The sequence below is a fragment of the Aureispira anguillae genome (assembly GCF_026000115.1).
GTDB classification, from domain to species: Bacteria; Bacteroidota; Bacteroidia; order Chitinophagales; family Saprospiraceae; genus Aureispira; species Aureispira anguillae.
The window spans coordinates 4,463,313-4,489,679 of the sequence record NZ_AP026867.1 but is presented as its reverse complement, the minus strand read 5'-3'; the positions used below and the strand labels follow the sequence as shown (position 1 = coordinate 4,489,679).

Below are 26,367 nucleotides of genomic sequence, written 5' to 3'. Positions count from 1 at the left end.
AGAAAAAAATAGAGAAAAAATAGAGGCGACCTTGAAGTTATTGAACTTTGAGGTCGCTTTTTGTTAAAAAAATCCTAAAAATAGAAAAGGAATATACTAAAGTTGCAAAATTAAAGTTTAGTAAGACATAGGGATTGTTTAATTGCACTACGACCTATAAGAACAGCAGCAATTGTGGCTGCATCACATCTAACCAAAAAGACAATTACCATATAGAAAGAACTATACACGATATCCAAAATAGATTTAAAACAGTATTGCTGATTGGTAAATACTTTTAAAAATTAATGAGTAAGTGTATGAAGTTATTCTGTAGTTGGGTAATGGTTCTATCCATCCTTTCTTTTCAAAACTTATTAGCGCAGGAAAATCATTTGTTGGCTTGTGAAACAGCCGATACGCCTAGTTTTTTGGCTCCACCGTTGTCAAAAATCGAAACCTTTTATCAAAAAATGATAACGGAGAATGGCATCAATGATCGCTATCGTGCGTCTGATCTTGCCCTACAAAAATATGGCTGTGAAAAAGAAGAATATGCAGCAAGGCTTTATAATTTATTGGCAGAGGAAGCTTTTTTGATGCGAAATTATGAGCAGGCAAAAAGGTATTACGATCGAGTGTTGACCACGGATTTTGTGGAAGATTACTTTGCGCAAGGGCTTATTGCTGATCGTGCCAAATTATCTGCTTTAGTTGGTCTAAGGAATATTGCAATGGGGGAGAAGGATTATGAAACGGCTTTGTTTTTTCATCAAAATTACATCGATTCTTTGCAAAAAGATTGGTTGGAACTTGCTCGGCGACAGCAATTGGATAATGATAAAATATTTGCTACCTGTTACCAATATTTGGGCAAGTCAGAACAGGCCATCACTTATCTAGCGCCCTATGCTTTTGGGAGGGTTAATTACAATTATGGGGCAATTGATAAGCAAGCAATCGATTATTTGACCAACTTATTGCGCACCAAATATCCTAAAAAGGCTTATCAAAAATTTCTAAACACAGCAGCAACTCAAATTTATGCAGAGCAAGAAACGGGGCGAGTACGGTTTTATTTAAAGGTACTAGAGAATAAGATATATTTTGAGAATGATTCCGCTAATTTTGAATATCGTGCAGCAAAAGATGAGACCTTAGTGGGACAAGCGATAGCACATTACCAGCGCAAATTATTGAATTCGTATTTTTATCAAAGTTTGTATAAATAACTTACAGCGTACCGTTACTTTATTAGGTTTTTGCGTTAATAGGTTAAGGGGGAATCATTAGATCGGCACCAAGGATAAGCTGATTTTATCGTTTTTTGACATTTTGGCATTTTGGGAAATAATTTTTGTGACATTTTGGCGGTTGTTTTTGAGTTTTTTGTTCTTTTTGTCGCTTTTTTTCAATTGGTATTTGATTTGACTAATAGAAAGCAACAACACAACAATTAATTTATAACAATACAACCATTGACCGTGAGTACAGCAATAAGAGACTAGAAAGCGGTTAACATTAAAAAAATACAAGAATTATGAGATTAGTAACAAGAAATTTTAACCGTCCAACAACAACTTCTTTTCCTTCTTTGTGGAATGAATTTTTTGCAGATGATTTTTTTACAAAAAGAGCAGCAAGAGAAGCTAAAGCTTGTAGAGCAGTAGCCAATAATAGATACCACAATGTTCCCGCAGTTAATATTAAAGATAGAGCGGAACACTATTTTATTGAAGTAGCTGCTCCTGGATTTAATAAATCAGATTTTACAGTGGAATTGGATCAAGGAACCTTGACGATTTCGGCAAAAAAAGAAGAAAAGAAAGAAGATAAAAATGAGGGAGAAGGTTATACACACAAAGAGTTTGTTAGTAGTGAGTTTAAAAGAACGTTTACAATTCCAGAAAATACAGTGAATGTAGATAAAATTGAAGCAAGTTATGAGGCAGGTGTATTAGTAGTTTCTATTCCTAAAAAGGAAGTAGAGGAAACAAAATTGAGCATTGATGTGCTTTAAGGTAGGATAGCATTAAAGATGAGTAGTAATTATAGGTTTTTAAGTTGTCTCGGTTTTGTGCCGAGATAACTTTTTATCTATTAGTGGGCTATATATGTGGGAAAATGTAAATTTTGGAAGATGCGCCACATTGAAAATAAAGTTAACTTATTTGTATATATAATAAATTGACTTGTAGTGTGTTTTATTCTTGGAGGTTGTTTTGAAATATGAAAGATATAGATTTGAATTGTAGTTTAGGAAAAAAAACTTTTATGTTAGATGCGAAAATTAATACCATATAGTATTATAGGTCTAGGAGAAGAAGTTCCGATAAAAATAAAGTAAAGAAAATAACCAACCAACTTGATGTGCTCAGGTTGGTTTTTTTTATTTTTGGCAGTATTTAATTTTGAATAAGCCCTAATTTTATTCTTTATTAATAGAGGTTCTGCCATATAATTTATTAATGTAAAAGATGTTAGGGGAATATAATTTTGAGAAAGTGAATCATATTGAAAATAAAGTTATTTTATTTACATGTGTAATGATTTGGTTTTTAGTGATTTTTGTTCTTGGAGGCTGTTTTGAAATATGAAAGATATAGATTTGAATTGAAAGTAGGAAAAAACCTTTTATGCTAGATGCGAAGATTAATACAATATAGTATTATAGGTCTAAGAGAAGAAGTTCCGATAAAAATAAAATAAATAAATAACCAACCAACTTGATACGCTCAGGTTGGTTTTTTTATTTTTGGACAGGTTGTCTTTTCTTAATCTCAGTGTGTTGGTTTATGGGGCAAAGTTAGCTTATGAATTAAATAACCATAACTTTTAAAATACAATTTTTTATTGCAAATATTTTTACTTATTTTAGGTGATTAAAAATAGCCTGTAGAAGTGTGTTATTTTACCAATGAATCATCCAAGTAAATAAATAAACAATGAGTAGTTATCAAGATCCAAACTTTCAAGACTTTGACCAGCAGTCAGTTAATAGTGATAAAGATTTAAAGAATAAAACTTCATTAGATCTTACCTTAGAAGATGATCCAATTGTTAAATTACAAAAGGGCATTGAAAAAGGGGATGAATTTGGCAAACTGGAGCAGTTGAATGAAGCATTACCTCAAACGCAAGAGGAGGAAGATAGTCTACAAAAGAAAGATAAAAAGCCTATTGAAAAGGTCAGTAAGGATGAGGATGAAAAGGATGATGGTTTAGGGGATCTATGGAAACGATTGGAAATGTTAAAAAAGCCCATTGAGCCAGAGCAAGATTTGTCCGAACAAAATGATGAGGATGAATTAGATCTTATGAGGCGTTTAGAACAACTGAAGTTGCCTGATGTACCAGTAGATAAAAAAGACGCCAGAAAAGAGGTTGCAAAAATTAAAGGAAAATTAGATGGGATTGAAGTGGGAACAAAATTAACACCTGAAAAAGTGGATACCCAAGGAACACATCCTATTTACAAAATTAAGCACAACCATCAAAACTATTACCTAAAAAAGGTAGGGGGGGCTAAAGATGAAGAAACTGGCTTGAATGCTCAAGCAGCACACGGTGTTTCTGTGCCAGAACATGCTGAAATCGTGTTGGATGATGGGTATACTTATCAAGTTACAGGAGAAATCAAGTATCTACAGGAGGGTTTCTTCGGTATAGGTTGGTATGCTGATGAAGGACAGACTAAGTTGGTTGATAAACAGGCTCAATTGTTATTTGATTTAGGGAAACAGCATATTGCAGATATTAGGGTTTGTAATGTAGATCGACTTCCTTGGGAGGGAAATAGCTATAGAGCTAATCTGAAAAATGTTTTTATTGACCTATTGACAGGAAAATTGTTAGGACTCGATACAGAGGCCGACATGAATATTACAGAAGAAAAAGAAAAAGATATTAAGGCGGAATTACTCAAGATTGAAAAATCTCCAGAAGGCTGTGCGGATATGATTTACGATATTATTAGTAAGGGAGGAAAGACAGGGAAACTAGACGCAACAGCATTAAAGAAAAAGGATTTTGTAGATGTATTTGCTAAAGGACTTTCTGCGGGACTTAAAATAGATTATACTTCTCCTTACATGTAGTAGCCCCAGACCTTATTAGCGCAGTATAGAAGAAGCCTTATCTTATCGATAGGGCTTCTTTTTTGTTGGAAAGACTTGCATTTTGAGGCTTATTAATGCCCATTTCTATCCTTGATTTAGGCTTTTTTACAAAGAATAAAAGCTTTTATTTGGATTGTATTGGATTTTTTTGTTTAATTAAATGGTTAGTTAAAATTTGACATGATTTTTGCTGTAAAATAAGCATCATTTTTAGGGTAAAAAGAAACCATTAACTAGAGAAAATTGTTGTCTTAAAAACCACTATTTGCTTAGCTATTGTGCTATTTTATAATGACCAAACAGCTTCAGCCATTAAATTTTAATAAAAGAGAGAACCTATGTATAAAATTGGTGTTAGTAAAGTCGAAATGACTTATTTTAAAGAAGGTGTCGGAATGCTAGGATATGGCATGCATTTTCACAACTTACAAGGAATAGAAACTCCGCAATTTGCAAGAGCATTTGTGATAGAATCAAAGGGAAAGAAGATTGCTTTTGTAAATGCAGATTTTTGCTTTTCAACCAATTATCTAAAGGCTAGAGTCGTTGCTCGTTTAGGTTTAGAATATTCGACCTTGGGGTATTCAGATGCCAATATAATGATTACTGCACAACACACCCATAGTGCGGCTGGGGGATATACGCAGCATTTGGCGTATAATTTTACAACACCAGGCTTTCAAGAAGATGTCTATTTACGTTATTCTGATGCTATTGTAAAAGCAATTGTTGAAGCCGACAAAAACCTTAAACCTGGAAGCATTCGTCACCACAAAGGGGAGTTTGATAAAGAGGCTGAGATCTGTTTTAATCGATCAATCAAAGCTTATAACCAAAACCCTGAGGTAGGTGTACGTGTACCTGTCAAAAAACGCCATCTTGCCGCAGACCGAACCATGAAATTATTGCGTTTTGACGATCATGAAGGACAACCAATTGGTAGTTTTAATTGGTTTGGCGTCCATACCACTAGTGTGTCGAATCGTTACAATAAGGTTTGTTATGACAACAAGGGTTATGCTGCGGATTTATTTGAACAATATTTGCAAGAAAAATACGACAATAAAAATATTGTAACGGCTTTTGCACAAGATGCAGCAGGCGATATTAGCCCTAATTTTATTTGGGAGCGCAAACATAGAGAATATCGTGGCAAACACTTAGATGATTATGAAAGTGCTGCTTATAATGGCGGCTTGCAATCGGATAAGGCCAAAGAAATTTTTGATTCTGCTTCTAAAATCGGTAAAACGATCAGTGGTGATTTGGATGCTATCTTGATGTATGTTGATATGTCGGATATTGGCATAGAGGAATCTTATACAGGGGGCTTAAAGCATGAAACGACTAGTGATCCTACTTGGGGAATGTCTTTTTTGGAGGGAACTACGGACGGGCAGGGTGCTGCTAAGATCGTGGGGCAAGCTGTTCGGGTATTTTTGGGCTCAATCCGCCAAGTAGAGGTGATGGCTGCACGTATGAGTAAGAATACAGAGCGCCAAAAGAAAGTGATTGGTTATTACAATGCCCACCATCCCAAAGCAATTGTTATTAATCACAATACGGGTGTGACCGCAGGAGCCGTGCACCCTGAGAAATTAGTGGTTCCTGGTTTTGTAGATCCTTCTATTAAGTTGATTAAGTTTGCAAATAAGGTAGGCTATGGAAAAAAAACACCTTGGATTCCAAAAATATTGCCGTTACAGATTCTTATCATTGGCAACCTTGCCATTGTAGGGGTACCTGCCGAAATTACGACCATAGCAGGGGCTCGTTTGAGAAATACTGTTGCCAAAGTACTAGAAGAGCGGGGAGTGTCTGAAGTATTGCTTTCTCCTTATGCAAATTCTTATGCAGGGTACATTACAACTTATGAAGAATATAGGATGCAATTGTATGAAGGGGGACATACGCTATTTGGTAAATGGACTTTGGCGGCTTATCAAATGAAATTTAAAGAGTTGGCAAGAGAGTTATTAAAAGATCCAGAGGATCGAAAAATGGTTTCTTTACAACCTGATATGTTTGAAATGAAAGACATTTGGACAGGGATGGATGACTTGGGTATTTTAGCGGAATTAGAAGCCGATGATACGAAGGTAGATGAGGAAGAATAATAGCGTAGATAGAGCAATTATAGATAGGGACTGGCATAAAATAAAAAAATGGAAGAACGTACATACTCGTATTACAAAGCGGTATTTGAAGGAGAAGAAAAACCCTTTGCTTATATTGATTTAGATTTTTTTGATCAGAATATAAAAGATATTTTGGAGCGGGCTAAGGACAAAAAAATTAGAATCGCTTCTAAGTCTATTCGTTGTGTTTCTTTAATGCGTCGAATACTAGAGTACAGTCCGCAGTATCAGGGGATCATGTGTTATTCGGCATTGGAGGCGGTCTGGTTGAGCGAGTTGGGCTTTGATGATTTGTTGGTGGCTTATCCTACTTTTCATCCCAAGCATATTGAGCAAGTAGGACAGGCTGTTAAAAAGGGAAAGAAAATTTATTTGATGACCGACAAAATCGAGCACCTAAAACAAATTAATCAAGTTGGGGCTCAACTCAAGGTGAAAATTCCTATTTGTATGGATGTGGATATGTCTAGTACCTTTCCTGGAATTTATTTTGGGGTTTATCGTTCTAGTCTCAATACAATTGAAGCCGTTGAGCAGTATTTAGATCACCTATCTGATTTTCCTTTTGTTGATTTAAGAGGAATTATGGGCTATGAAGCACAGATTGCAGGAGTCGGAAACAATGTAGAGGGGCAAGGCGTAAAAAATACAGTCATTAGAATGCTCCAAAAACGATCAATTCGAGAAATTCGTACCCGTAGAACTGCTATTGTTGAGTTAACTAAGGAGCGAGTAGGGGCTTTAGATTTTGTAAATGGAGGTGGAACAGGGAGTATTGAAATTACTAGGAGAGAAGAATTAGTGACCGAGATAGCGGCTGGATCAGGTTTTTATATGCCTACTTTATTTGATAGTTATGAACATTTTAGGCATCTTCCCTCGGCAGGTTATGCCATTGAGATTGTTCGACAACCTAAGGCGCATGTCTATACTTGTTTGGGGGGAGGTTATGTTGCTTCAGGACCTCTTAATATTAATAAACTACCCCAACCTTATTTGCCTAAAGGCTGTGAGTTGTATCCCAATGAAATGGCGGGAGAAGTCCAAACTCCCATCTATTACAAAGGCAATCTGTCCTTAAAATTGGGCGATCCTATTTTTTTTAGACACAGCAAGGCGGGGGAGCTTTGTGAGCGTTTTAATGAACTTTTATTGGTGCAAGATGGAAAAATTATTGAAAAAACAACAACCTATCGTGGAGATGGTCAATGTTTTTTATAATTTTAGTTTGAGTACAGGACAAACTATATCACGAGCAAAGCGAGCTAAACAATTTTTTTAAATGAAATAAGGGTTTTAGTCGAGCTATTTTTAGATTTTAGACCCTACTAAGCTGTTATAGGGTCTAAAATCTAAAAGCAAAGCGGTCTAGTATCTAAGATCGGAATATAGGTTTTAGCTTAAACGCTACTTTACAAGTATTCTTTATCTGTTTAGCTCGCTTTGCTCGTGAGCACTTCGTTTTATAGTTTGTCCTGTACATAGAATTTTAGTAAAAGGCTAAGAATGAATAGGTGTATTGTTAACAATCTGACAAAGATAGATGCTACTATTTGTTGATAGATTAGTAAAAGACAGGCTTGTTGCAACAGAACAGCATTCCATCCTTTTAGCCTATATCCATTATTAATGGAGAGTTCGTTGGGGGCTATCCCTTTTATCGGTTGAAAAATATAAGGAAGAAGTGAAATTCCCCTTTTAAACGGACGCTCGTTATCAAGTATAGAATGATTGAAGCACTGATTAAAAGCGCAGGAAATAAGGGGACTCAATGGTCAAATTGGTCGGAAAATGTAACTTGTTTAGCCAATCGTATTTTTTACCCTAGAACAGAGGCAGAGATTATAGAGATTATTCATTTGGCGAAGGCTGAACAGAAAAAAATTCGTGTTGTAGGGGAAGGGCATTCCTTTTCGCCACTAGTAGAAACAGATCATTTTATTGTTTCTTTGAAGTATATGGCAGGGGTGATTTCTGTAGATAAGGCAAATCTAGAGGCAACGGTATGGGCGGGAACATCTATTAATAAGACCAATGCTGAGTTGTACAAACAGGGGTTTGCTATGATCAATCTAGGAGATATTGATGTTCAAAGTTTGGCAGGAGCTACGGCTACTGGTACACATGGCACTGGGACAGCTTTTGGAAATGTAAGTACTGAAATAGTTGCCTTTACCCTTATTACGGCAGAGGGAAAAGTGTTAACTTGCTCCAAAGAAGAAAATGTAGATTTATTTGTTGCGGGACGGGTATCTTTGGGGGCATTGGGCATTATTACCCAAATGACTTTTAAGATAATGAAGGCTTATAAATTAGAGTATGTATCTTCTGCTGGTGATTTTTATGAAACCTTAGAGCAGTTGGAAGATTATAACTCTAAAAATCGAAATTTTGAATTCTACTATTTTCCCTATTCCAATATTGTACAACTCAAAGAATCTAACATTACTGAGCAACCCGTCAAAAACAATAAAGTGTTAGCCTACATTAATGATGTTTTTTTAGAGAACACCATCATGAATTTGATCTGCAAGGTTGGAACAGCTTTTCCTAGTACTTTTAAGAGGCTTTGTCGGGGAATGGCAAAGGTTGTCCCTAAAGGAAAAACCATCGATTATAGCCATAAAATATATGCGACCGTTCGAAATGTTTATTTCAAAGAAATGGAATACAACATTCCCATAGAGCATTTTAAGGATTGTATTCAGCAATTTAAAAAAATGGTGGAGGAAAATGAATACTATGTATTTTTCCCTGTTGAATGTCGTTTTGTTAAAGGGGATGACATTTGGTTGAGTCCAGCTTATGGTCGTGATTCTGCTTATATAGCGGTTCATGTATATGCCAAAACGCCTCACAATCCTTATTTTAAAGAGGTAGAAGAACTATTTATGCAATATGATGGACGTCCGCATTGGGGCAAGATGCACACTAGAACTGCTGCCAATTTAGCTAGAACGTATCCCAAATGGGAAGATTTTTTAACCTTAAGAAAAAAAATGGACCCTCAGGGGCTATTCTTAAACCCCCATTTAGAAAACATTTTTGGTCTGGTCTAATCTTTGGAACCAATCGTAGTCTGTTTAAAAATCATCCAATGAAAATCGGGGTGATTTTTGTCTTTGTGTTTTAGCTCGTCACCTAATGCTTCGTGTAGTTGAGGCAATGCGTGAAAGGGAACAGAAGGATAGGCGTGGTGTTCTGCATGATAAGGCATGTTCCACATCAATAGCTTAACAAAGCGAGAACTTGGAATACTTCGTGTTTTGTCCAAAATATTGCCTTCATGAGGTAAGCCATTGTGCTCTGGAGCGGTATAACTTGCCAAAAAACAGTGCCCCACTAATTGACCAACATAAAACCCCCAAATATTAGGAGCGTAGTAAACGGCTAAAACAACCAGCAAAATATGTACGGATAGAATAACTAAACTTTCGATTGCTATTGCCTTTCTTGCTTCTGGTTGAACAAAAGGGTATACATTTTTTCGGATGGGTTCTGGTAAGCCCAATGCTCCTAAGGTTAACATGCCTAATTTGAACATAAAAAGAGGCAGACCTGACAACCAGCTTAGATAAAAGGGCAAGTTACTCACTATAGATGGAATGGCTTTGCCCCCAAGAGAAATTTCTGGATCGAGTCCTGGCTCATGGGTATGCCTGTGGTGGGTGAAATGCAATTCCCGAAGCATAGTAGGAGCATAGAGGTATCCCATTCCCGTTAAAAAGGCGGCTATTTTATTCCATTGAATGGATTTAAATGCAGTATTGTGGACGGTTTCATGTTGACAGGCAAAAAGACTACAAATCAACATTCCAAAAAACGATTGGCTAATCAGTATCGCTAGCCAAGAACCTCCCCAGCTCAGTATTACTCCTACACTTGCTGCCAAAAACAAACTGTATAGAATAATAAAACGAAACAAAGCAGGATTATTGCGTTTTTTGGTTAGGGTGCTAAGTTGTTCATGCGTTAATTGGGGGCTTTTGTAAAAATTAGTATCCATTTTCTTATTAATTTTGAAGGGGTATAACACCTTTTGTAAGGTCTAACAAAAAGAATTGTCAACAACAATTTTTGGCTGTTGATTGATACAACTAATTTAAACCTATTTTGTTAGATAAAAAAGATGCTTTCGCTTAGAATAAATAAATAAAACTATTCTAAATAATAATACTCTGTTGATTAACTGCGTTGCTACTGCGGGAGCCTTGTTACTCACTCTGTTTAACTGCGTTGCTAGATTAGCTAGTGCGCTAGTGCTTATGAGCTCCCTGAGGTCGGTTTGTTATCACTCGTGAACCAGCATAGCTGGGTTCGGGTTTTCAACATAATGATAAAATAAGAAAATAGCAGATAAAAAAACAAGCTGTTTGGGCTTATCAAATAGATAAATAGTTCCATTTTAAGCCTTATCGAAATAGGCATCCTCTTTATAAGGAGATAGGTTTTCTCTTCTTTGTTAAAAAAACTGAAAATTATTAATTTTTATCCCTTTTTTTTAATTAAAATTTAATATCTTGTTATTTCGTGCTTGATTTAAAATCTTGTATTTTTTGGCAAGATTATAGCCTATTTATACGTACAACACTAGCACAAAATAGAAAAACATTTTTTTGTTGAAACATTCTATAATTTATCGTCTAATAGGTGTTGAAATAATGGAATGTTATCAATAGAATTAACAAATTATTACTCATTACTCCCTGATGAGTTGTATTGTTTGGTTTACGAATGCAGCAACAAGGCAAGTTAGCGAATGAGCAGCTTGTCCTAATAGACCAAAACTACTTAGTAGCTGCACGGTAGTACGCTAACCTAATAACATAATTAATTAAAATACAAGCTACTTTTTTATGTTTTAGTGCAATTATTGCTCAGGAGATCGATGGGGAATATTAATTATTAAGATATTATATAATAAAAATAGAAGAAATATGATAGAGGAGACGAACGGCTTAGATGCAACGCCATCTAAGAAACAAACCAAAGAATGGAACAGTGTTCATGAAATGAAAGCTTCAAATTCTTGGACTGTATTTAAAGTAATTGCTGAGTTTGTAGATGGATACGAGCGACTTAATAAAATAGATCCTTGTGTATCTATTTTTGGCTCTGCACGTACCAAACCCGATAACCCACATTATAAATTGGCAGAACGCATTGCTGGTTTATTGGTACAAGAAGGTTATGGAATTATAACAGGAGGAGGACCAGGAATTATGGAGGCTGCCAACAAAGGAGCTAAGGAGAATGGGGGAACTTCTGTTGGATTAAATATTGACTTGCCATTTGAACAAGGTTATAATCCATATATAGACGTGGATAAAGTTTTCAACTTTAACTATTTCTTTATCAGAAAGGTGATGTTTGTTAAATATGCACAAGCTTTTGTGGTTTTGCCAGGTGGTTTTGGTACGATGGATGAGTTGTTTGAGGTTTTAACCTTAGTGCAAACTAAAAAAATTGCCAAGATTCCTATTGTTTTGATGGGGGTAGATTTTTGGGAAGGAATGTTTAAATGGGTGAAAGAATCTTTGTTGGAAAAATATGCAACGATTAGCCCCAAAGACTTGGACTTGATTCCTATCACTGATTCTCCTGAGGAAGTGGTTGAAATTATCAATAATTTTTATGAAGCAGAGGAGCTTAAGCCTAATTTGCCTTATTAAGATCATAAAAAAAAGAAAATAGTTGGTCCTCTCAATCGTGAATTGAGAGGACTTTTTTAAATTTATTGCCAAGCAATAACTATTCGTGTTTTTTTAGAGAAAACAGCATGAATCGAATCACAATAACTTGAAACAATTAATCGTCAAATTAAAATGACAAAAGAAGAATACATCAATACCTTTAGCGAAGAAGAATCGGTAGGCTGGTTTTATCTTGACCAACAATTGGCTACGGTATATGAAGGGGAAGAGCCTAGGCATTATGCAGCAAAAGTACCTTATGTAACTGGTGGACCAGATCCTTTGGATGGCATTAGTATTTATACTAGCCAAGAGCAAATGACTCATTTTCATTTAGTGAGTTATGGAATGTCAGAACTTTATTACGATACCGAATTGGTTGGCGGAGACTATAGCAAATGGGGCATAGAGTTTACCTTTCGGTTAAAGCCTTTTGAGGGAGATGAGGGGGATCCTCTTTGGGTAATAGAATTAATGAATAACTTGGCTCGTTATGTTTTTGAAAGTGGCAATTGGTTTGAAGAAAATCATTTTGTACCTGTTAATGAATGTATTCGTGTGGATACAGATAGTGAAATTGTGGGACTGATTTTTGTAAAAGATCCAGAGCTAGGAACTATTCAGACTCCCCATGGAGAAGTAACTTTCTTGCAAATGGTAGGGATTACAGCTAAGGAGTTAGAACCGTTGTTGGAAAATCCTACTGTAGAGGCTGTAGAGGAATTGGCGGAGACCTTGAAAAAAGAAAATCCATTGCTGATTACAGATCTTAATAGAACGTAAATACTTAAGCATAGACTTACCCTAAAGATTTATTGAAAACGAATAATATAAAATACAAAATAAATGGAATTGACTGCTCCCAATAGGATTGAAGAAGATAACTTAAGTTATAAAAAACCTCCAAAAGAAATTTTAGACTTGGTGGATGTACCTCGTGCGCCTTTTGTACAGATGGATAGAAGAGGGGAATACATGTTGCTAATTTATAGGGATAGTTACCAGACGATTGCCGAGCTTTCAGCAAAAGAATTGCGTTTAGGGGGCTTGAGAGTGAATCCAATAACCAATATTGGGAGTAGAACCATTTATTACAATAATCTGCAAGTTAAATTAGTAAAAGGAGGAACGGCAAAAACAATTCATGGTTTGCCTACTGAGCCTCGTTTGGCTAATTTTATATGGTCACCTTGTCAAACAAAATTGGCCTTTACCAATACAACAGAAAGTGGGGTAGAGGCTTGGGTTTTAGATTTAAAAGAAGCTAAGGCAGATCGATTAACCTCAGCAAATGTAAACGCCAATTTAGGCAATCCAATTCGTTGGTTTGAGGATAGTCGTGCCTTGTTGCTGCGTTTGTTGCCTAAGCAAAGGAAGCAATTGATTGATACAACAACTGTGATTCCAGCAGGACCAACAATTTCGATTAGCGATGGCTCAAAAGCACAAAATAGAACCTATCAAGATTTATTAAAAAATAAAAATGACGAGCATAACTTTGAAGCGTTAACAACCTCGGAACTCTATAAAGTGACCTTGGATGGAGAACAAACTCAGTGGCTCGAAGGACAGGCAATGTATCGTTCTTGTTTGTTTTCTCCTGATGGAAAATATGTGCAGGTGATGACCATTCATCCTCCTTTTTCTTATTTAGTCCCTTATACTCGCTTTCCCCATATTACCCAATTATATACTAGTGAAGGGAAATTGGTAAAAACGATCAATGAAGTACCTTTAATTGAAGAAATTCCTAAAGGGTTTATGTCGGTTCGTCAAGGGCGTAGAATGATGCAATGGAGAAATGATAGACCTGCTAGTTTGATTTGGGCAGAAGCTTTGGATGGAGGAGATGCTGGGGTAGAGGTGCCGTTTAGAGATGCCATCTATGAATGGGAAGTGCCTTTTGAGCAAGCTCCTAGGTTGATCCTTCAAACCATCAATCGTTTTGACACGATAGAATGGGGAAACGATCAAATGGCCATTGCCCACGATTATTGGTGGAACAACAGGAATACGAAGGTTTATACCTTTAACCCCTCTGACCCTAATCAAGCTCCTAAGGTTATTTTTGATCGAAATTATCAAGATAAATACAATGATCCAGGTGAATTTGTAACTCGAAAAAATGCGTTTAACCGCTTGGTGTTGGATCTACAAGAAGATACTGTCTTTCTGGTAGGAGAAGGGCATTCTGAAGCAGGGCAATTTCCTTTTATAGATCAGCTGAATTTAAATACTCAGCAAAAAGAGCGGTGTTACCAATCTACCTATACGACTAAGTTGGAAGCCATTTACTTTCCTATTGCACTAAAAGAAGGCCAATTTATAGTAAGAATAGAATCGCCCACAGACTATCCAAATTATTATATTCGGAATATTTTTGAAGAGGATTCTCTTGTACAAATCACAGCGTTCGAAAACCCCTTTAAAAGCATTCAAGCGGTGCATAAGGAGGTCATAACCTATGAGCGAGCAGATGGCGTAGAGCTGTCTGGTACCTTATATTTACCAGTGGGGTACGATAAAGAAAAGAAAGAAAAAATGCCGATGATTGTTTGGGCTTATCCTAGAGAATTCAAAGATAACAACAGCGCAGGGCAGGTGACCACCAACTCTAATGAATTTATTTATCCTTTTTATGGTTCAATGGTTTATTGGGTAACGAGAGGTTATGTTGTTTTGGATGATGCTTCTTTTCCAATTGTAGGAGTGGGCGATACCGAGCCCAATGACAGTTTTAGAACTCAGTTGGTTGCCAATGCTAAAGCAGCAATAGATGCCGTAGATAATTTGGGGTATATTGATAGAAACAGAGTCGCTGTTGGTGGGCATTCTTATGGTGCTTTTATGACGGCTAATTTATTGTCTCATTGCAACTTATTTGCGGCGGGAATTGCTCGAAGTGGTGCTTACAATCGAACCTTAACGCCTTTTGGTTTCCAAAGTGAAGAACGCAATTATTGGGAAGCGCCAGAAGTGTACAATGCCATGTCTCCTTTTATGCATGCCGACAAAATGAAAACGCCTCTTTTGTTGGTGCATGGTGAAGCGGACAATAATTCTGGAACCTATCCGCTCCAATCAGAGCGTTATTTTAATGCCTTAAAGGGCTTAGGAGCAACAGCACGACTGGTTATTTTGCCAAAGGAAAGCCATGGTTATAGTGCCAAAGAATCGATTTTGCATTTGCTTTGGGAGCAAGATTGTTGGTTGGAAAAATACCTTAAGTAATTTTTCTATACGCCAAGCTTAAACGCTTTTTACTGTAATTTGCAAGGGGATGCTTTTAGTACACTGTAAAGTAATTATCTAATGATTACTTTACAGTGTATTTAGCTTTGGCTTATTTTAAACATTACTCCGCTAGAAAATCGTATCAATCTGATAATCAGTAAAATAGGTTTTTGTTAACCAAAGTGTTAAAAGACTGATTATCAAATTGATACATGAACGAAGTGAACTGGGCATGCTTATAGCCAAAGCTATACCACATAAACATAGTGCACGAGCAGCTTGGTACTGTGTACCAACTGGAATGCCTAGCACCGTAGGTAAAAGTGAAGGCACTGTTTTTTTATGTTTTTTGTTAAAAACTATCTCATGACCGTAGGGAACTAATCAGCGGAGTATTATTTAAAAGTACCTTCAATAATTTTACTTGTCATAATTATAAAGCTTATAACGTTCAATTAGCTCCGTTACTTTTGCAGGATATTGAGGATTGGTAGCATAACCAGCTTTTTTTAATCCTTTTGCCCAGCCCTTGTAATCTGTTCGTTTTAGTTTGAATAAAAAATCGTACCTAGAACCATTGACCAAGAAATTAGAATGCTCTTTGTAAGCATCTGCTCCACTTCTAAAAACTCTATAACAACTGCCTTTATACCGCATGGTTTTTCCTTTCCAGTTGCCCCCACATTTAATACCAAAATGATTGTTGGCTTTTTGGGCGAGTTGGCTACTGCCATAACCTGATTCTAAAATTCCTTGTGCTAGTTTGATGCTAGCAGGAATACCTGTGCGAACACTTTCCGCTACAGCAATATGTTTGTATTTCTCTACATAGGCAACCGCATTCGATGGTCCTTTAATGGTGTATCGAGCTGCTGCCGAACTACTGCTGCTGGAAGAGGGTTTAGTGCTAGGAGTTGTTGTTCTTTTATTAACAGAACAAGACGCTAATAAGGAAGCAAAAAGGGTAATTAAAAACAACTGTTTTAATGACATAGAGTTGTGTTTTGGTGAAAAGAATGAGATCGTTAAGTTTTAACGACATCTGTTTAAAATTAGTATTGCTTAAAAACACAAAAGTAGTTTTTCTAAGGCGATTTGTTACAGAATTACAACACATTTAAATTGTTTGGTTCTTTGATAACCTGTGTGGTAAACACTAAAAAAGGGTAAGCTTTGAACTACTTTTTTATAGGTCGTAAGTCGTAAATTCCTGTAAATACAGGACATGCGACTTACAACCTATAACTTATAACAAAAGTAGTAATAAGCAGGCAAGGTAGTTTACGATTCCACACAAGTTGTCAAAGAAACAATTGTTTTTATATGGATAAATAACGAATAAAGAATGGCTGTTGACGAAAATGAAATGAAGACCGTTATTAGTGTGTTAAATGAGTTTGTGAGAGATGTATATTAGGTTGATTATTATTTAAAAGGAATAAATTTGAAATGCAAAAGGAGTTTTTTTATTGGGCGATAACTTCAATCGTGTTATATGAACCACTCTTTTTTATGGTTTGAATTAGGAGAAAAGATTGACCTGAACACTCCTTAAAACAAAGTAAGGCAGTAACTCAAATTTATACTGAAAAATGAAAAAAATTATTATTGGCTCTCTTCTGATGTGCTCTCTAGGGCTTTCTCTTGTCAGTTGTGAGAAAGAGCAAATTTTGAATGGCAAGGTCGCTGACACAAATTTTGAATCGGTTAAGGATTATACCTTGGATAGAATTCCTTTGCTAGAAAATAAGCAATCGCTTGATGTATTAATGAGAAATACTGAGGATAAAGACGAGGAAAAATTGAATCGCTATCTTTATGAAATTGCTTTGGCAACAAAAGCCTTAATTAAGGATCATAATTTTAATAAGACGATTCTTGATATGGCAAAAGAATCTAAATTAAAAACAGCTTATCTATTAGATCTCAAAACAATTGCCCCACAATATTATAAGGCAATTAATGACAATTTAGCGCTTCGTGGTTTATCATTAGAAGAGATCGCAAAAGATATGACACATGCGCCAATCTTACCCAATTTGCAGTTTTTAGAGACCACACAGATCGAAAAATACGTACCAGCCATTTTTGTACCTAATTTATCCAATGTGGATGCGAATAAACAGCCTTTATTGTCTGCTAATATTGAAACAGATTGTAGTAATGACCCCTCTATTGAGGATTTTATTGTGACTTGGTATTATGCCGAAGATGGTCCTTCTAAAGAAATTATTTTGGGAGAGGAGACAGCCTTAGAAACGTCTAATCCATTATTTTTGATAGATCATGCTACCATTTTTGAGGGCGAAGGCATTATCCCATCTGCTGAGAATACTAGATCTAGTGAAGCTAATAGTGCTGCAAGAGCAATTACTCGATTTGATTCTAGAGAAATCAAAATCAAGACAGGTTATCGCCAAGAAACAGGAGCAGGAAATAATTCAGAGTATGCTATTGTGGCATATAGAATCGAAAGTGATGGTGTACACCATTGGATTTATAATAGTAGCGGTTGGAAAAAAATAGACGAGGTCAAAGTGAGCGAAATTAACACAACCTTGGTTCGTCCAACTTTGCATGCACCTAACTGGACACCCTATTCTGCCAATAAGGTTTTTTGGAATACTTTTGAAAGAGATTGGAATCGATCCTTAAAGCCTTTGGGAACTCCTTCTTTTGCTGGAACAACGCTAAACATGTCTGGAAATATGCGTTATAATGGCGACTGGTATGCTTATATTCCAGGGACGGTCAATGGTCATGCTACTCCTTTTGCATGGTTTGGCTGGAATTCTCAAGTTAATTTTTACAGTTGGAAAGCAGATTATATTGTACATAGAGTTTATTAGAATAATAGGCAGGAGATAACAATTTATTGTTGAAAGGGTATCTAAATGTTTAGATGCCCTTTTTACTTAAAAATTATCAATCAAGATGTTTTAGGATGACTTGGGTCGCACCACTATGCTGATTAATATATTGTTGTACCTGTTGTTGTATTTTTGCCCTTGCAGCTGTTTGTTGTAGCTGTTGGACCCTATAAAGCATATCTTTAGCATGGCTTATTTCAAAGGCAACGCCTGCTTCAATTAAATCTTTTGCCTCTTGAAATTTTTGATAATTGGAACCAAACAAAACTGGTATTTCAAAGACAGCAGCTTCTAGTATATTGTGGATTCCTAAGCCAAATCCACCACCAATATAAGCTAGATCGGCATAAGCATAAATAGAACTCAGCATCCCTATATTATCAATGATCAAAACAGATGCCTGAGCCAATTCATCGGCAGTAGCTTGTTGAGAATAACGTAAGCAATTGGTAAATTGAAACAATTCTTCTATTTGTTGAAGGTGTTTATTGTCAATTTGATGCGGTGCAATTACCAATTTACAAGCTGAAAATTGTTGAAAAAAATCTGCCAAAACAGCCTCATCAGCTGGCCAAGTACTACCGCAAACTAAGGTATATTGCTTTTGGCAAAAAGCGTCTAAAATAGGAAATGTTTTAGCTTGCTTTTTGATGGCTAAAACTCGATCCAACCGTGTATCTCCTGCTATGACTCCTCTCTGATAACCAATTTGTTTTAGTAATAGGAGAGAAGCTTCATTTTGAACAAAAATATGCTGAAAACAACCAATCATTTGACGAAAGAGTGTGCCATACCATCTAAAAAATGGTTGATTGGGACGAAAAATAGCAGAAATTAGATAGGTAGGAATTTGTTGTGCTTGCAACTGCATTAAGTAGTAATACCAAAATTCATATTTAACAAAAATAGCTTGTTGAGGTTGAACAATGGAGATAAATTGAGCTGCATGTTTAGGAGAATCAGCAGGTAAATAAAAGACCCAATCTACTTTGTTGTAGTCTTTTTGCACCAAATAGCCAGAAGGAGAAAAAAAAGTCAAGAGGATTTTATGGGAGGGAAATTGAGTATTTAAACGTTCAATTAGAGGGCGCCCTTGTTCAAACTCCCCAAGAGAAGCACAGTGTATCCAAATAACAGGATGTCGATTTTTTTCAAACGTTTGTTTTAGTCGTTTAAAAATATCTTTACGACCATTTACCCAATTTTTTGCTTTGGTATTGCCCAGAAAAGCAACGAAATGAATTGTAAATTTATACAAAAAAACTCCTAAATAATACAGTAACTTTGCCATTAAAAAAGCTTCTAAACGATACGAATTGGACATAAAAAAGGTAATGTCGGCCCAATGACATTACCTTAGAAGTATCTTCTATTTAGAGTTTATTCTCCAAGCGTATTAGCTTGCTTCTTAAACTCCTTTTTGTCATAAGCAGAAGCAAAACCTCTAATTGATTGACCCAATTGGGTAATTCGTTTAGGGGTTAAGTTCGCTAGTTGTTCAAATGTAGTGATACCAGCAGCGTTAAGACTTTCAACCATCTTAGGACCCAGACCATTGATTTTAGTTAAATCATCAGGAGTAGGCAACTGCTCTTCTTTAGTTGGTTCAGCAGCAACTTCAACCACAGCAGGTTCTGCTACAGTTGGAGCTGGTATTTCAACTACTTCAGGAGCTTTTTTTTCTTCGACGATTGGAGTTTCTTTTGGCTTTGCTTTTGCCTTCGGCTTAGCTTTCGCTTTTGCCTTGGGTTTTGCCTTTGCCTTAGATGCAGCTTTCTTTTTTTTACGCTTGGGTTTCTCAACAGCCTCATCATCAGCTGTTGAATCGCCTAAGAGCCGATTGATTACCCACTTGTTCTTCTCAAAGAACTGGGCTCTCTCTTCGGAGGAAGCTCTTTCGATTAGGATTGACATAATTAGTTTAAATTTAGTTGTTTTGAAAAAAATTGTTCTTTAACAGAACATTAGCTTTTGTTCTTTACTATTAATACCTTATTAAGACAATTTTAATAGATGATTTTGATATAAAATTAGCCCAAATCAATGATCAATAATTAATTAATGTCTAGGGATAGGTGAGTAAAAGCCTAAGACTAAAAAGGTTAAAGAACTATATAATAGAGTATTTAGTATTGTAAGTATACAAAAAAAAATGCTAAAAACGAAACTATACAATAGGATATAAAAAACCCTCTGAGGTCTTTTGCTTCAGAGGGAATATTTTTATTGAGCGAACATTTACAACAATGTTTTGAGTTATTGTTTGCGTTTCAGTAAGCCTACAGGCATGTTATTGTCGTATTCACCATAGATAAGTGGATGCTGAAAGCCATAGGTAAAGTTGCGAACATTTTTTTCGATAAATTTGTACAACTCTTCAACATCTATGACATTATCTTTTTTGCCATTTTTATCTTCTTTATTCGCAGCGCCTTTCATTGCCTGAATGAAATAATAACTAAAAACGCCCTGTTTTAACTTATTTGCTTCTAAGGATATTTCTTCAGATGCAGAAGACATAATAACAGCTAAACCGCCTTTTACTCCATCAAAACTTTTATAATAATCCTTGATGCGTTCTCTAATATTTTTGGTAGAACGAGTAGAAGCAAAAGGATTGCCCACGCCTTCGCCTTCTATTCTATGATTTTCTAAATAATCTTGGTAAGAAATAACGGTATTCATATCAAAGCTTCCTGAATGACAGGCATCAACTGCACAAAGTTTATACTTGGCAGGGCTGTCTTTTAAGAGTGAGTTGACCAAGCCATGGTGCAACAAATTCGCTTCAGTTCCATCATAATTATAAGGCAAAAAAGCACCATTTTTACCATGCCCCGCAAAATAAAAGATAATTAAGTCATTGCTATCGGCTTGCTCATAAAGGTCGGCTGCTGTATTCATAATGTTAAATGCAGTAGCTTCTTCATCTAGTAATAATTCTATTTGATCTTCAGGAACAGCTCCGCCTTCTACGCTTCTCAAGAAAGCATAAACACGTTGTGCATCATGTGTGGTATAATTCAATTTTTGAAAATGTTGGTAATCTGCTACTCCAACAACTACTGCCCAAACTTTCATTTTGTTGTGCGTATACTTACCATCGGCAAATTCTCCTGTGTTGACATGACCATTATTAAAATAATAAGAACCTTGACCATGAGGAACCCCATTTTTCCAAATTCCCTTATAACGATCGCCATTATTATAGCGCATTTCACCAAAACCACTGTATTGCCCCTTTTTAAACTCACCATTATAAAGGTTGCCACGGCTATCTTTAGATTTGCCATATCCTTCTTTGCAAGTTCCAACCAAACAATCTTTAGAGATATTGTCTTTTTGGCGAGCAACAAGTTTACCATCTGCCCAGGTACCCGATTTTATTTTTCCATTCTTTATTATCTTTGCTCCCAAGCCATTGGGTTTGCCTTCTGCCCAGTTGCCTTCGTATTTGTCGCCATTGGCATAGATAAATTTTCCTTTTCCAGAACGTTGTTTGGCTACAAAATTTCCTTCATAGCGACCTTGATAAACAGCACCAACATAATACTCATAGATACCCCAACCATTTTCACAGTTGCCTTCAATACAGCCCTTTTCTTGAGCAAATGACGTCTGAGTAGCTATTAGAGATAGCAATAAAATAAAACCGAATTGAATACGCATATTCTTATGTTCTTTAGGAAGGTTATAGATTGTTAAATGTAAACCAGTCAGTATGCCATCAAATTTGGTGTTGTTGTGCTATACTTTACGCTGTTCACTTATTTTAAAAAGTATCATTCATTGACTTTAAGTAAGTACTTAATATACGAACAATCTATTGAATTTGTTTTTTTTTCTTGGAAATGTTATACATCGATTCTTTTTAGAATGGTGCAAATATTATGCTAGAAGATAGGGAATGAGAAATGAAAAAAGATCATTTTGGATAAACTTCTATTGATGAGCTATTTATAGAGGAGCAATAAGTAAGAGAACAAAACGATTGTTCAATAATACATTGAAAAAAGATAAGGCTAAGATAAGATTAATGATTAAAAATCATTTAATTTTAAGAAAAACAGTAAGAATAGCTGTGTTTTTCAGCTATTCTTAAAGTGTATTTAGAAAAGTAATGACCACTGGACCGCCAATAAACCAAGCAGCCCTTCGTACAAAAGAAGAACCATCTATGCTATTGGTAATCGCATTACTTTTTGACCGAACCATTTGAATGGTTCTATTTAAGTTCGTTTTGGGAGCTCTACTAAAGCGAATTACATCAGGGTGTTTTAGGATGGCAGGATAACGATCCAGAGGAACCGAATCTTCTACAACAAGCAACGCTGGCGTTTCGGATTTAAGTGCAAATTGCCACTCGTTATAAACTCTTTCTATTTCGGTACTATTTCCCGTGATGAAACCAACAAAAAGGTTTGCTTTATTGATCTCATGAAAAGCAAGCTCACTATTACTTTGCCCAAATTTATGGTAACCAGCAATAGGAGTAATGCCGTTAGTACTAATTTTTTTAGAAAGAGTACTTAATATATTTTGTTCGTCATCCGCAACAGATGGTGAAATATAGGCTTTCATGTACTTTTCTTTGGTTTAAAAAAATCGTTCTTTGATAAATCGTGTGGTAAACACTAAAAAAGGGTAAGCTTTTAACTACTTTTTTTAGGTTGTAAGTCGTATGCCCTGTATTTACAGGAACTAAGCATACGATTTAGGACCTATAACTTATAACAAAAGTAGTAATAAGCAGGCAAGGTAGTTTACGATTCCACACCATTTGTCAAAGAACCAAAAAACATTTATAATAATTAGTAATACTCCGCTAATTAGCTACTACGCACTTTCTAACGGAGTATTAAATTTATAGACTTCGGTAATAAGCAGGAAAAAACTCTGCCAAAATTTCGTGATTGAGGCGAATCCTCCGCAAAAAATCAGATCCAGTCCATATCTCATAAGTATACCTCAACCTGCACTTTCGTCTAAAATTTTCAAACATATTACTCACATTCGACGTCACACCATTCTTACAAACCAACAAGTAACCATCAGCCCCATATTCATGTACAAGGCTAGGGATATTGATAGAAGCAAGGTTGCGTTTAGATAGCGAATTGCTATAAAACTTACATTGGATTACCCACTTGCGTTCAAATATATCAATAGAATCAGAGACTCTAAAGGTAACCAATATATCACGTCCTCCATCTGTGCCTTCTCCTGAAGGTTCTACTCGTACTTCCGTAATATTATTACTACTATCTTTTTGGATATATTTAAAATAGGCAGCAACTAAATCCTCAAATACCTGCCAGTCGGCTATTTCATCAAAACTTAGAATCATGAGTCACTTACTTAAGCAAAAATAAGATAATATGGTGTTGATAATAATAGTTAAAGATGACCTTAATTTTCGTTTAAATAAGTATAACTAATTAAATAACAGTATAATATTGTAATAGTTCCTGCTTAGGAACATTGAACATCAAATCACAGGTGAATTGACATAAAAATGATATTACTAGATTTATACGTTATACTTTCGTGAATTTCGGGTGTTTACCTTAAACGTCCTCAACCGTTCTAAAAGTTCCAAAATACAAAGATATTATTTAGATTTTATTAGAAAAGGGCAACTTCCCTCTAAGAAGCTGCCCTCTAATAGAACAAAAGCCTTGATTATTAGCTTATTTTTGAAGCAATACCTTTTTTACAATCTTATGTTTATTAAGCGTTACCTCTATCAGATACATGCCATTATTTTCATTGACTAATGAAAGCACGAGTTGATTATTGGTATTGTCTATTTCAATGGTATTGGAGATCGACTGGCCTAGTATGTTTTTGATGCTAACAAATCCTTCAAAATTAACCGTATTATCTATATCAATAGTGATCGTTCCTGTGGTTGGATTGGGAGAAATGTTAATGCTTTTTGCCATAATTTGTTGCAATTGGTCGATTGCAACCACATTGTTATTGCGAATACAAACATCAAAATTGTGACTGTCTGCTGTACTCATACTATAAATTCTAACATAGTAAACTTCACCTGTAGTGAGTCCAGATAAAGCAGAACTCCCCGTACTGCCACAAGCTAAACTTGTCAAGCTGTCGCAAGCGCCTGCAAATAACTCATAGGCCATAGCGTTTGAGTTTCCTGTCACATTGGTGATGTTAGAAACTTCTAGAATAACATCTGAACTGGTTGCCGTGAATGAAAACCATACATCATTTGCGATCGTTCCCATACAAGGAGCATCAGGGATAGAAACGGAAGCATTGGCGTTCGTTGCTGCAAAGGTGTTAACACAAGTGTTTCCAGTATTGACCGTTAGAGGTTGAGCATTAAGAATCGCATCATAGGCTGGGCGATTTTTATCAACAGCATTGGCTAACCCTGCACGAGCGCTGTTCAAGACTCCTTTCATTAGATTTTTTTGCCCAAGGGTAAAGCTATTCATACAAGATTCGGCAGAATAATCCATGTAGTTTTCTATCATATCTGGCATATCACCAGCAAGAGTAGAATCGCAACTGTTTTTGGTGGTGTCACAGTCAAACTCTGAGCGATCAAGGCAATTGGGGGTATCTCCAATTCCATCGTCTGCTAAACAACTAGGCTGAGGGAAAAGTCCTCCGTTATTAACTCCATCACCCCAAATATGGCGCAGTCCTAAATAATGCCCTACTTCATGCGTTGCAGTACGTCCTTGTGTATTAATAGTGGTTGGAGGAGCTCCAAAACCTCCACCAACAGTAATGCTTGTAGGCCCTCCAACTACTTCATAGTGGAGTACGACTCCTTCTTTGGTGGAGTTAGGGGCAGAAGCACCTGCTGGCCAATTGGGCAAACTATCTGGAGGGTAGGCATAGCCTAATAGTCCACCAGAACCAAGATTTAACATCCAAATATTGAGGTAATTATCCGTGTTAAGGGGAGGGCTAGTACCTTTTACGCTATCAATAGATGTTGGATCGGGAAATAAGCCCCCAAAAGGTCCTAAGCTGTGAAAATCTATGTTAGATTGTGTCCATATAATTGTATCCAGACGAAATTCTATTTCGGTATCTGCTGCAATACTATTAAAAATAGGGCGTAAGTTACTGGCATCTGCATTTTGACGGCGATAATCTTCGTTTAAGATGTTAATTTGCTCTATAATTTTACATTCCGATACTTTTTCGCTAGCGGTTTTCCAAACGACATGAACTGCTACAGGAATGGTGTGGATGGTACGACTGTGTTGAGTCTGTTGCCCAATGCGATAGGCTTCATCAAAAACGGCATCAATATGTTGTTGGTAACCTGGGTTTTGTTGATTTAGATGATGAATAACGTGATCAAAACCACATTTGTGCCAAGTATTTTGTGCCCCAATAGTGCTGGCAATACTTATTAATAAAATCGTTAAAATTTGTTTCATTGGTATAAAATAGAAATTTTGGTTTAATCAATTAGTTAATTGTGACTTAAAAATTGTAATTATAAGAATTTGTGACTTAAAAAACAACTTTAATGAATTGGATGAAAAGAATTCTAAAACTCAAGAGGTTAATTTAAGATTTAAAGATCCTACTAAACATATAGTAAATGAATACCAGTAGATTTGATTATTGTAGCGTAACCAAGTCCTAGTACGATCGTTAAGAGTGTTATTATATAATTATGAAGTTGTTTAAAAATGTTGTTGATTTTCGAGATCAAAGCTAGTAGTTATCGGGCAAAGCTCGTTTTTGTTTCGTAGCTATGAACTAACACAAAGTCTGATAGACTTTGTGTGTTGTGAACTGCGAAGCAGCTACGGGGCTAAAAATAGCTGCCGATCCGATGGCTGCTATGGTTGGATCGCAGGTGTTAAGATCATTTTTAAACAACTTCTATTAGAGCATATTTTAAAATGACAATAACACTAGCTTTTTTTCTTGCTTATATCCCTTTGGGAATTTTTGTATGTGATATTAGTTCAAATTTTTTAAGGGAGGAGATACAGGAAAAGGTATCTATTTTAGATCCTAATTTTTTTCAAAAGGATAGCACAGAACTCCCTATTCCGACTTTAACAAAACAAGGGAATTACAAGAGTTTAAAATATTCCATTCGATCAAAACAGGCGAAATTACAAGAAGCATATAAACATGCTAACGATAGTACTGCCAAAGCAAAAATTATCAATAAAGCTGCTTTTTACATAACAGAGCAATTGATTAATTACCTGATTCCACATTGGTATGGTACCCCTTGGGCTTTTGATGGGTATACAGCTGTTCCAAATTAAGGGACAATAGGATGCAGCTATTTTGTATCGACGACTTTATCACATGTTGGTTT

General features: G+C 35.9%; 19 protein-coding genes. 11 read left to right on the top strand and 8 right to left on the bottom strand.

The window, feature by feature from the left end:
* Positions 1-299: 299 nt before the first annotated feature.
* From AsAng_RS17830 to AsAng_RS17805, 6 genes are all read left to right on the top strand, one after another.
* Entirely contained in the window at positions 300-1,211 is a 912-nt protein-coding gene (locus AsAng_RS17830; protein ID WP_264788448.1) for a hypothetical protein, read from the top strand.
* Between the two features lie 308 nt (positions 1,212-1,519).
* Complete coding sequence (locus AsAng_RS17825; RefSeq protein WP_264788447.1) at positions 1,520-1,999, top strand: Hsp20/alpha crystallin family protein; 480 nt, start codon at positions 1,520-1,522, stop codon at positions 1,997-1,999.
* 925 nt (positions 2,000-2,924) lie between these two features.
* Complete coding sequence (locus tag AsAng_RS17820; protein ID WP_264788446.1) at positions 2,925-4,076, top strand: hypothetical protein; 1,152 nt, start codon at positions 2,925-2,927, stop codon at positions 4,074-4,076.
* Positions 4,077-4,435: 359 nt separating this feature from the next.
* The gene (locus AsAng_RS17815) at positions 4,436-6,214 is read left to right on the top strand and encodes a neutral/alkaline non-lysosomal ceramidase N-terminal domain-containing protein (RefSeq protein ID WP_264788445.1); all 1,779 of its coding nucleotides are present in this window, start codon (positions 4,436-4,438) and stop codon (positions 6,212-6,214) included.
* A gap of 48 nt (positions 6,215-6,262) precedes the next feature.
* Positions 6,263-7,456: an amino acid deaminase/aldolase gene (locus AsAng_RS17810; protein ID WP_264788444.1), complete on the top strand. Its 1,194-nt coding sequence runs from the start codon at positions 6,263-6,265 to the stop codon at positions 7,454-7,456.
* A gap of 506 nt (positions 7,457-7,962) precedes the next feature.
* The gene (locus tag AsAng_RS17805) at positions 7,963-9,294 is read left to right on the top strand and encodes a D-arabinono-1,4-lactone oxidase (RefSeq protein WP_264788443.1); all 1,332 of its coding nucleotides are present in this window, start codon (positions 7,963-7,965) and stop codon (positions 9,292-9,294) included.
* On the opposite strand, the gene AsAng_RS17800 is transcribed toward AsAng_RS17805, so the two are convergent.
* Entirely contained in the window at positions 9,291-10,241 is a 951-nt protein-coding gene (locus AsAng_RS17800; RefSeq protein ID WP_264788442.1) for a fatty acid desaturase, read from the bottom strand. The two genes, AsAng_RS17805 and AsAng_RS17800, sit on opposite strands and share 4 nt — an antisense overlap.
* A 931-nt stretch (positions 10,242-11,172) precedes the next feature.
* Between AsAng_RS17800 and AsAng_RS17795 the strand changes: the two genes are divergently transcribed.
* From AsAng_RS17795 to AsAng_RS17785, 3 genes are all read left to right on the top strand, one after another.
* On the top strand, positions 11,173-11,907 hold the full coding sequence (locus AsAng_RS17795; protein ID WP_264788441.1) for an LOG family protein: 735 nt from the start codon (positions 11,173-11,175) through the stop codon (positions 11,905-11,907).
* Positions 11,908-12,060: 153 nt separating this feature from the next.
* A complete protein-coding gene (locus AsAng_RS17790; protein ID WP_264788440.1) occupies positions 12,061-12,711 on the top strand; it encodes a suppressor of fused domain protein in 651 nt (216 codons plus the stop codon).
* A 63-nt stretch (positions 12,712-12,774) separates the two neighbouring features.
* Positions 12,775-15,159, top strand: coding sequence for an alpha/beta hydrolase family protein (locus AsAng_RS17785; protein ID WP_264788439.1), 2,385 nt, complete (start codon positions 12,775-12,777; stop codon positions 15,157-15,159).
* A 423-nt stretch (positions 15,160-15,582) separates the two neighbouring features.
* Here the strand turns inward: AsAng_RS17785 and AsAng_RS17780 are convergent, their stop codons facing one another.
* Positions 15,583-16,155 carry a glycoside hydrolase family 73 protein gene (locus tag AsAng_RS17780; RefSeq protein ID WP_264788438.1) on the bottom strand — a complete coding sequence of 191 codons (573 nt, stop codon included), beginning with the start codon at positions 16,153-16,155 and terminating at the stop codon, positions 15,583-15,585.
* Positions 16,156-16,754: 599 nt separating this feature from the next.
* Here AsAng_RS17780 and AsAng_RS17775 point away from each other — a divergent pair.
* On the top strand, positions 16,755-18,011 hold the full coding sequence (locus AsAng_RS17775) for a hypothetical protein (protein ID WP_264788437.1): 1,257 nt from the start codon (positions 16,755-16,757) through the stop codon (positions 18,009-18,011).
* Positions 18,012-18,087: 76 nt separating this feature from the next.
* Here the strand turns inward: AsAng_RS17775 and AsAng_RS17770 are convergent, their stop codons facing one another.
* The 6 genes from AsAng_RS17770 to AsAng_RS17745 form a co-directional block, all read right to left on the bottom strand.
* A complete protein-coding gene (locus AsAng_RS17770; protein ID WP_264788436.1) occupies positions 18,088-19,323 on the bottom strand; it encodes a 3-deoxy-D-manno-octulosonic acid transferase in 1,236 nt (411 codons plus the stop codon).
* A gap of 89 nt (positions 19,324-19,412) precedes the next feature.
* Positions 19,413-19,946, bottom strand: a complete 534-nt coding sequence (locus AsAng_RS17765) for a helix-hairpin-helix domain-containing protein (protein ID WP_264788435.1) — start codon at positions 19,944-19,946, stop codon at positions 19,413-19,415.
* A 342-nt stretch (positions 19,947-20,288) separates the two neighbouring features.
* Positions 20,289-21,701 (bottom strand): caspase family protein, encoded by a 1,413-nt coding sequence (locus AsAng_RS17760; protein ID WP_264788434.1) that lies wholly within the window; start codon positions 21,699-21,701, stop codon positions 20,289-20,291.
* Positions 21,702-22,130: 429 nt separating this feature from the next.
* Positions 22,131-22,613 (bottom strand): hypothetical protein, encoded by a 483-nt coding sequence (locus AsAng_RS17755; RefSeq protein WP_264788433.1) that lies wholly within the window; start codon positions 22,611-22,613, stop codon positions 22,131-22,133.
* A 283-nt stretch (positions 22,614-22,896) separates the two neighbouring features.
* Positions 22,897-23,379 carry a restriction endonuclease gene (locus AsAng_RS17750; protein WP_264788432.1) on the bottom strand — a complete coding sequence of 161 codons (483 nt, stop codon included), beginning with the start codon at positions 23,377-23,379 and terminating at the stop codon, positions 22,897-22,899.
* Between the two features lie 343 nt (positions 23,380-23,722).
* Entirely contained in the window at positions 23,723-25,462 is a 1,740-nt protein-coding gene (locus AsAng_RS17745; protein ID WP_264788431.1) for a zinc-dependent metalloprotease, read from the bottom strand.
* A gap of 474 nt (positions 25,463-25,936) precedes the next feature.
* Between AsAng_RS17745 and AsAng_RS17740 the strand changes: the two genes are divergently transcribed.
* Positions 25,937-26,314, top strand: a complete 378-nt coding sequence (locus AsAng_RS17740) for a hypothetical protein (protein ID WP_264788430.1) — start codon at positions 25,937-25,939, stop codon at positions 26,312-26,314.
* The last annotated feature ends 53 nt before the right edge of the window (positions 26,315-26,367 follow it).

Excerpts from the sequence above, each read along its gene's own strand:
- AsAng_RS17795 (WP_264788441.1), top strand. The coding sequence starts at position 11,173 with ATGATAGAGGAGACGAACGGCTTAGATGCAACGCCATCTAAGAAACAA.
- AsAng_RS17780 (WP_264788438.1), bottom strand. The coding sequence starts at position 16,155 with ATGTCATTAAAACAGTTGTTTTTAATTACCCTTTTTGCTTCCTTATTA.
- AsAng_RS17765 (WP_264788435.1), bottom strand. The coding sequence starts at position 19,946 with ATGTCAATCCTAATCGAAAGAGCTTCCTCCGAAGAGAGAGCCCAGTTC.
- AsAng_RS17750 (WP_264788432.1), bottom strand. The coding sequence starts at position 23,379 with ATGATTCTAAGTTTTGATGAAATAGCCGACTGGCAGGTATTTGAGGAT.
- AsAng_RS17745 (WP_264788431.1), bottom strand. The coding sequence starts at position 25,462 with ATGAAACAAATTTTAACGATTTTATTAATAAGTATTGCCAGCACTATT.
- AsAng_RS17830 (WP_264788448.1), top strand. The coding sequence starts at position 300 with ATGAAGTTATTCTGTAGTTGGGTAATGGTTCTATCCATCCTTTCTTTT.
- AsAng_RS17790 (WP_264788440.1), top strand. The coding sequence starts at position 12,061 with ATGACAAAAGAAGAATACATCAATACCTTTAGCGAAGAAGAATCGGTA.
- AsAng_RS17815 (WP_264788445.1), top strand. The coding sequence starts at position 4,436 with ATGTATAAAATTGGTGTTAGTAAAGTCGAAATGACTTATTTTAAAGAA.
- AsAng_RS17740 (WP_264788430.1), top strand. The coding sequence starts at position 25,937 with ATGACAATAACACTAGCTTTTTTTCTTGCTTATATCCCTTTGGGAATT.
- AsAng_RS17810 (WP_264788444.1), top strand. The coding sequence starts at position 6,263 with ATGGAAGAACGTACATACTCGTATTACAAAGCGGTATTTGAAGGAGAA.
- AsAng_RS17775 (WP_264788437.1), top strand. The coding sequence starts at position 16,755 with ATGAAAAAAATTATTATTGGCTCTCTTCTGATGTGCTCTCTAGGGCTT.
- AsAng_RS17760 (WP_264788434.1), bottom strand. The coding sequence starts at position 21,701 with ATGCGTATTCAATTCGGTTTTATTTTATTGCTATCTCTAATAGCTACT.
- AsAng_RS17785 (WP_264788439.1), top strand. The coding sequence starts at position 12,775 with ATGGAATTGACTGCTCCCAATAGGATTGAAGAAGATAACTTAAGTTAT.
- AsAng_RS17770 (WP_264788436.1), bottom strand. The coding sequence starts at position 19,323 with ATGGCAAAGTTACTGTATTATTTAGGAGTTTTTTTGTATAAATTTACA.
- AsAng_RS17805 (WP_264788443.1), top strand. The coding sequence starts at position 7,963 with ATGATTGAAGCACTGATTAAAAGCGCAGGAAATAAGGGGACTCAATGG.
- AsAng_RS17800 (WP_264788442.1), bottom strand. The coding sequence starts at position 10,241 with ATGGATACTAATTTTTACAAAAGCCCCCAATTAACGCATGAACAACTT.
- AsAng_RS17820 (WP_264788446.1), top strand. The coding sequence starts at position 2,925 with ATGAGTAGTTATCAAGATCCAAACTTTCAAGACTTTGACCAGCAGTCA.
- AsAng_RS17755 (WP_264788433.1), bottom strand. The coding sequence starts at position 22,613 with ATGAAAGCCTATATTTCACCATCTGTTGCGGATGACGAACAAAATATA.
- AsAng_RS17825 (WP_264788447.1), top strand. The coding sequence starts at position 1,520 with ATGAGATTAGTAACAAGAAATTTTAACCGTCCAACAACAACTTCTTTT.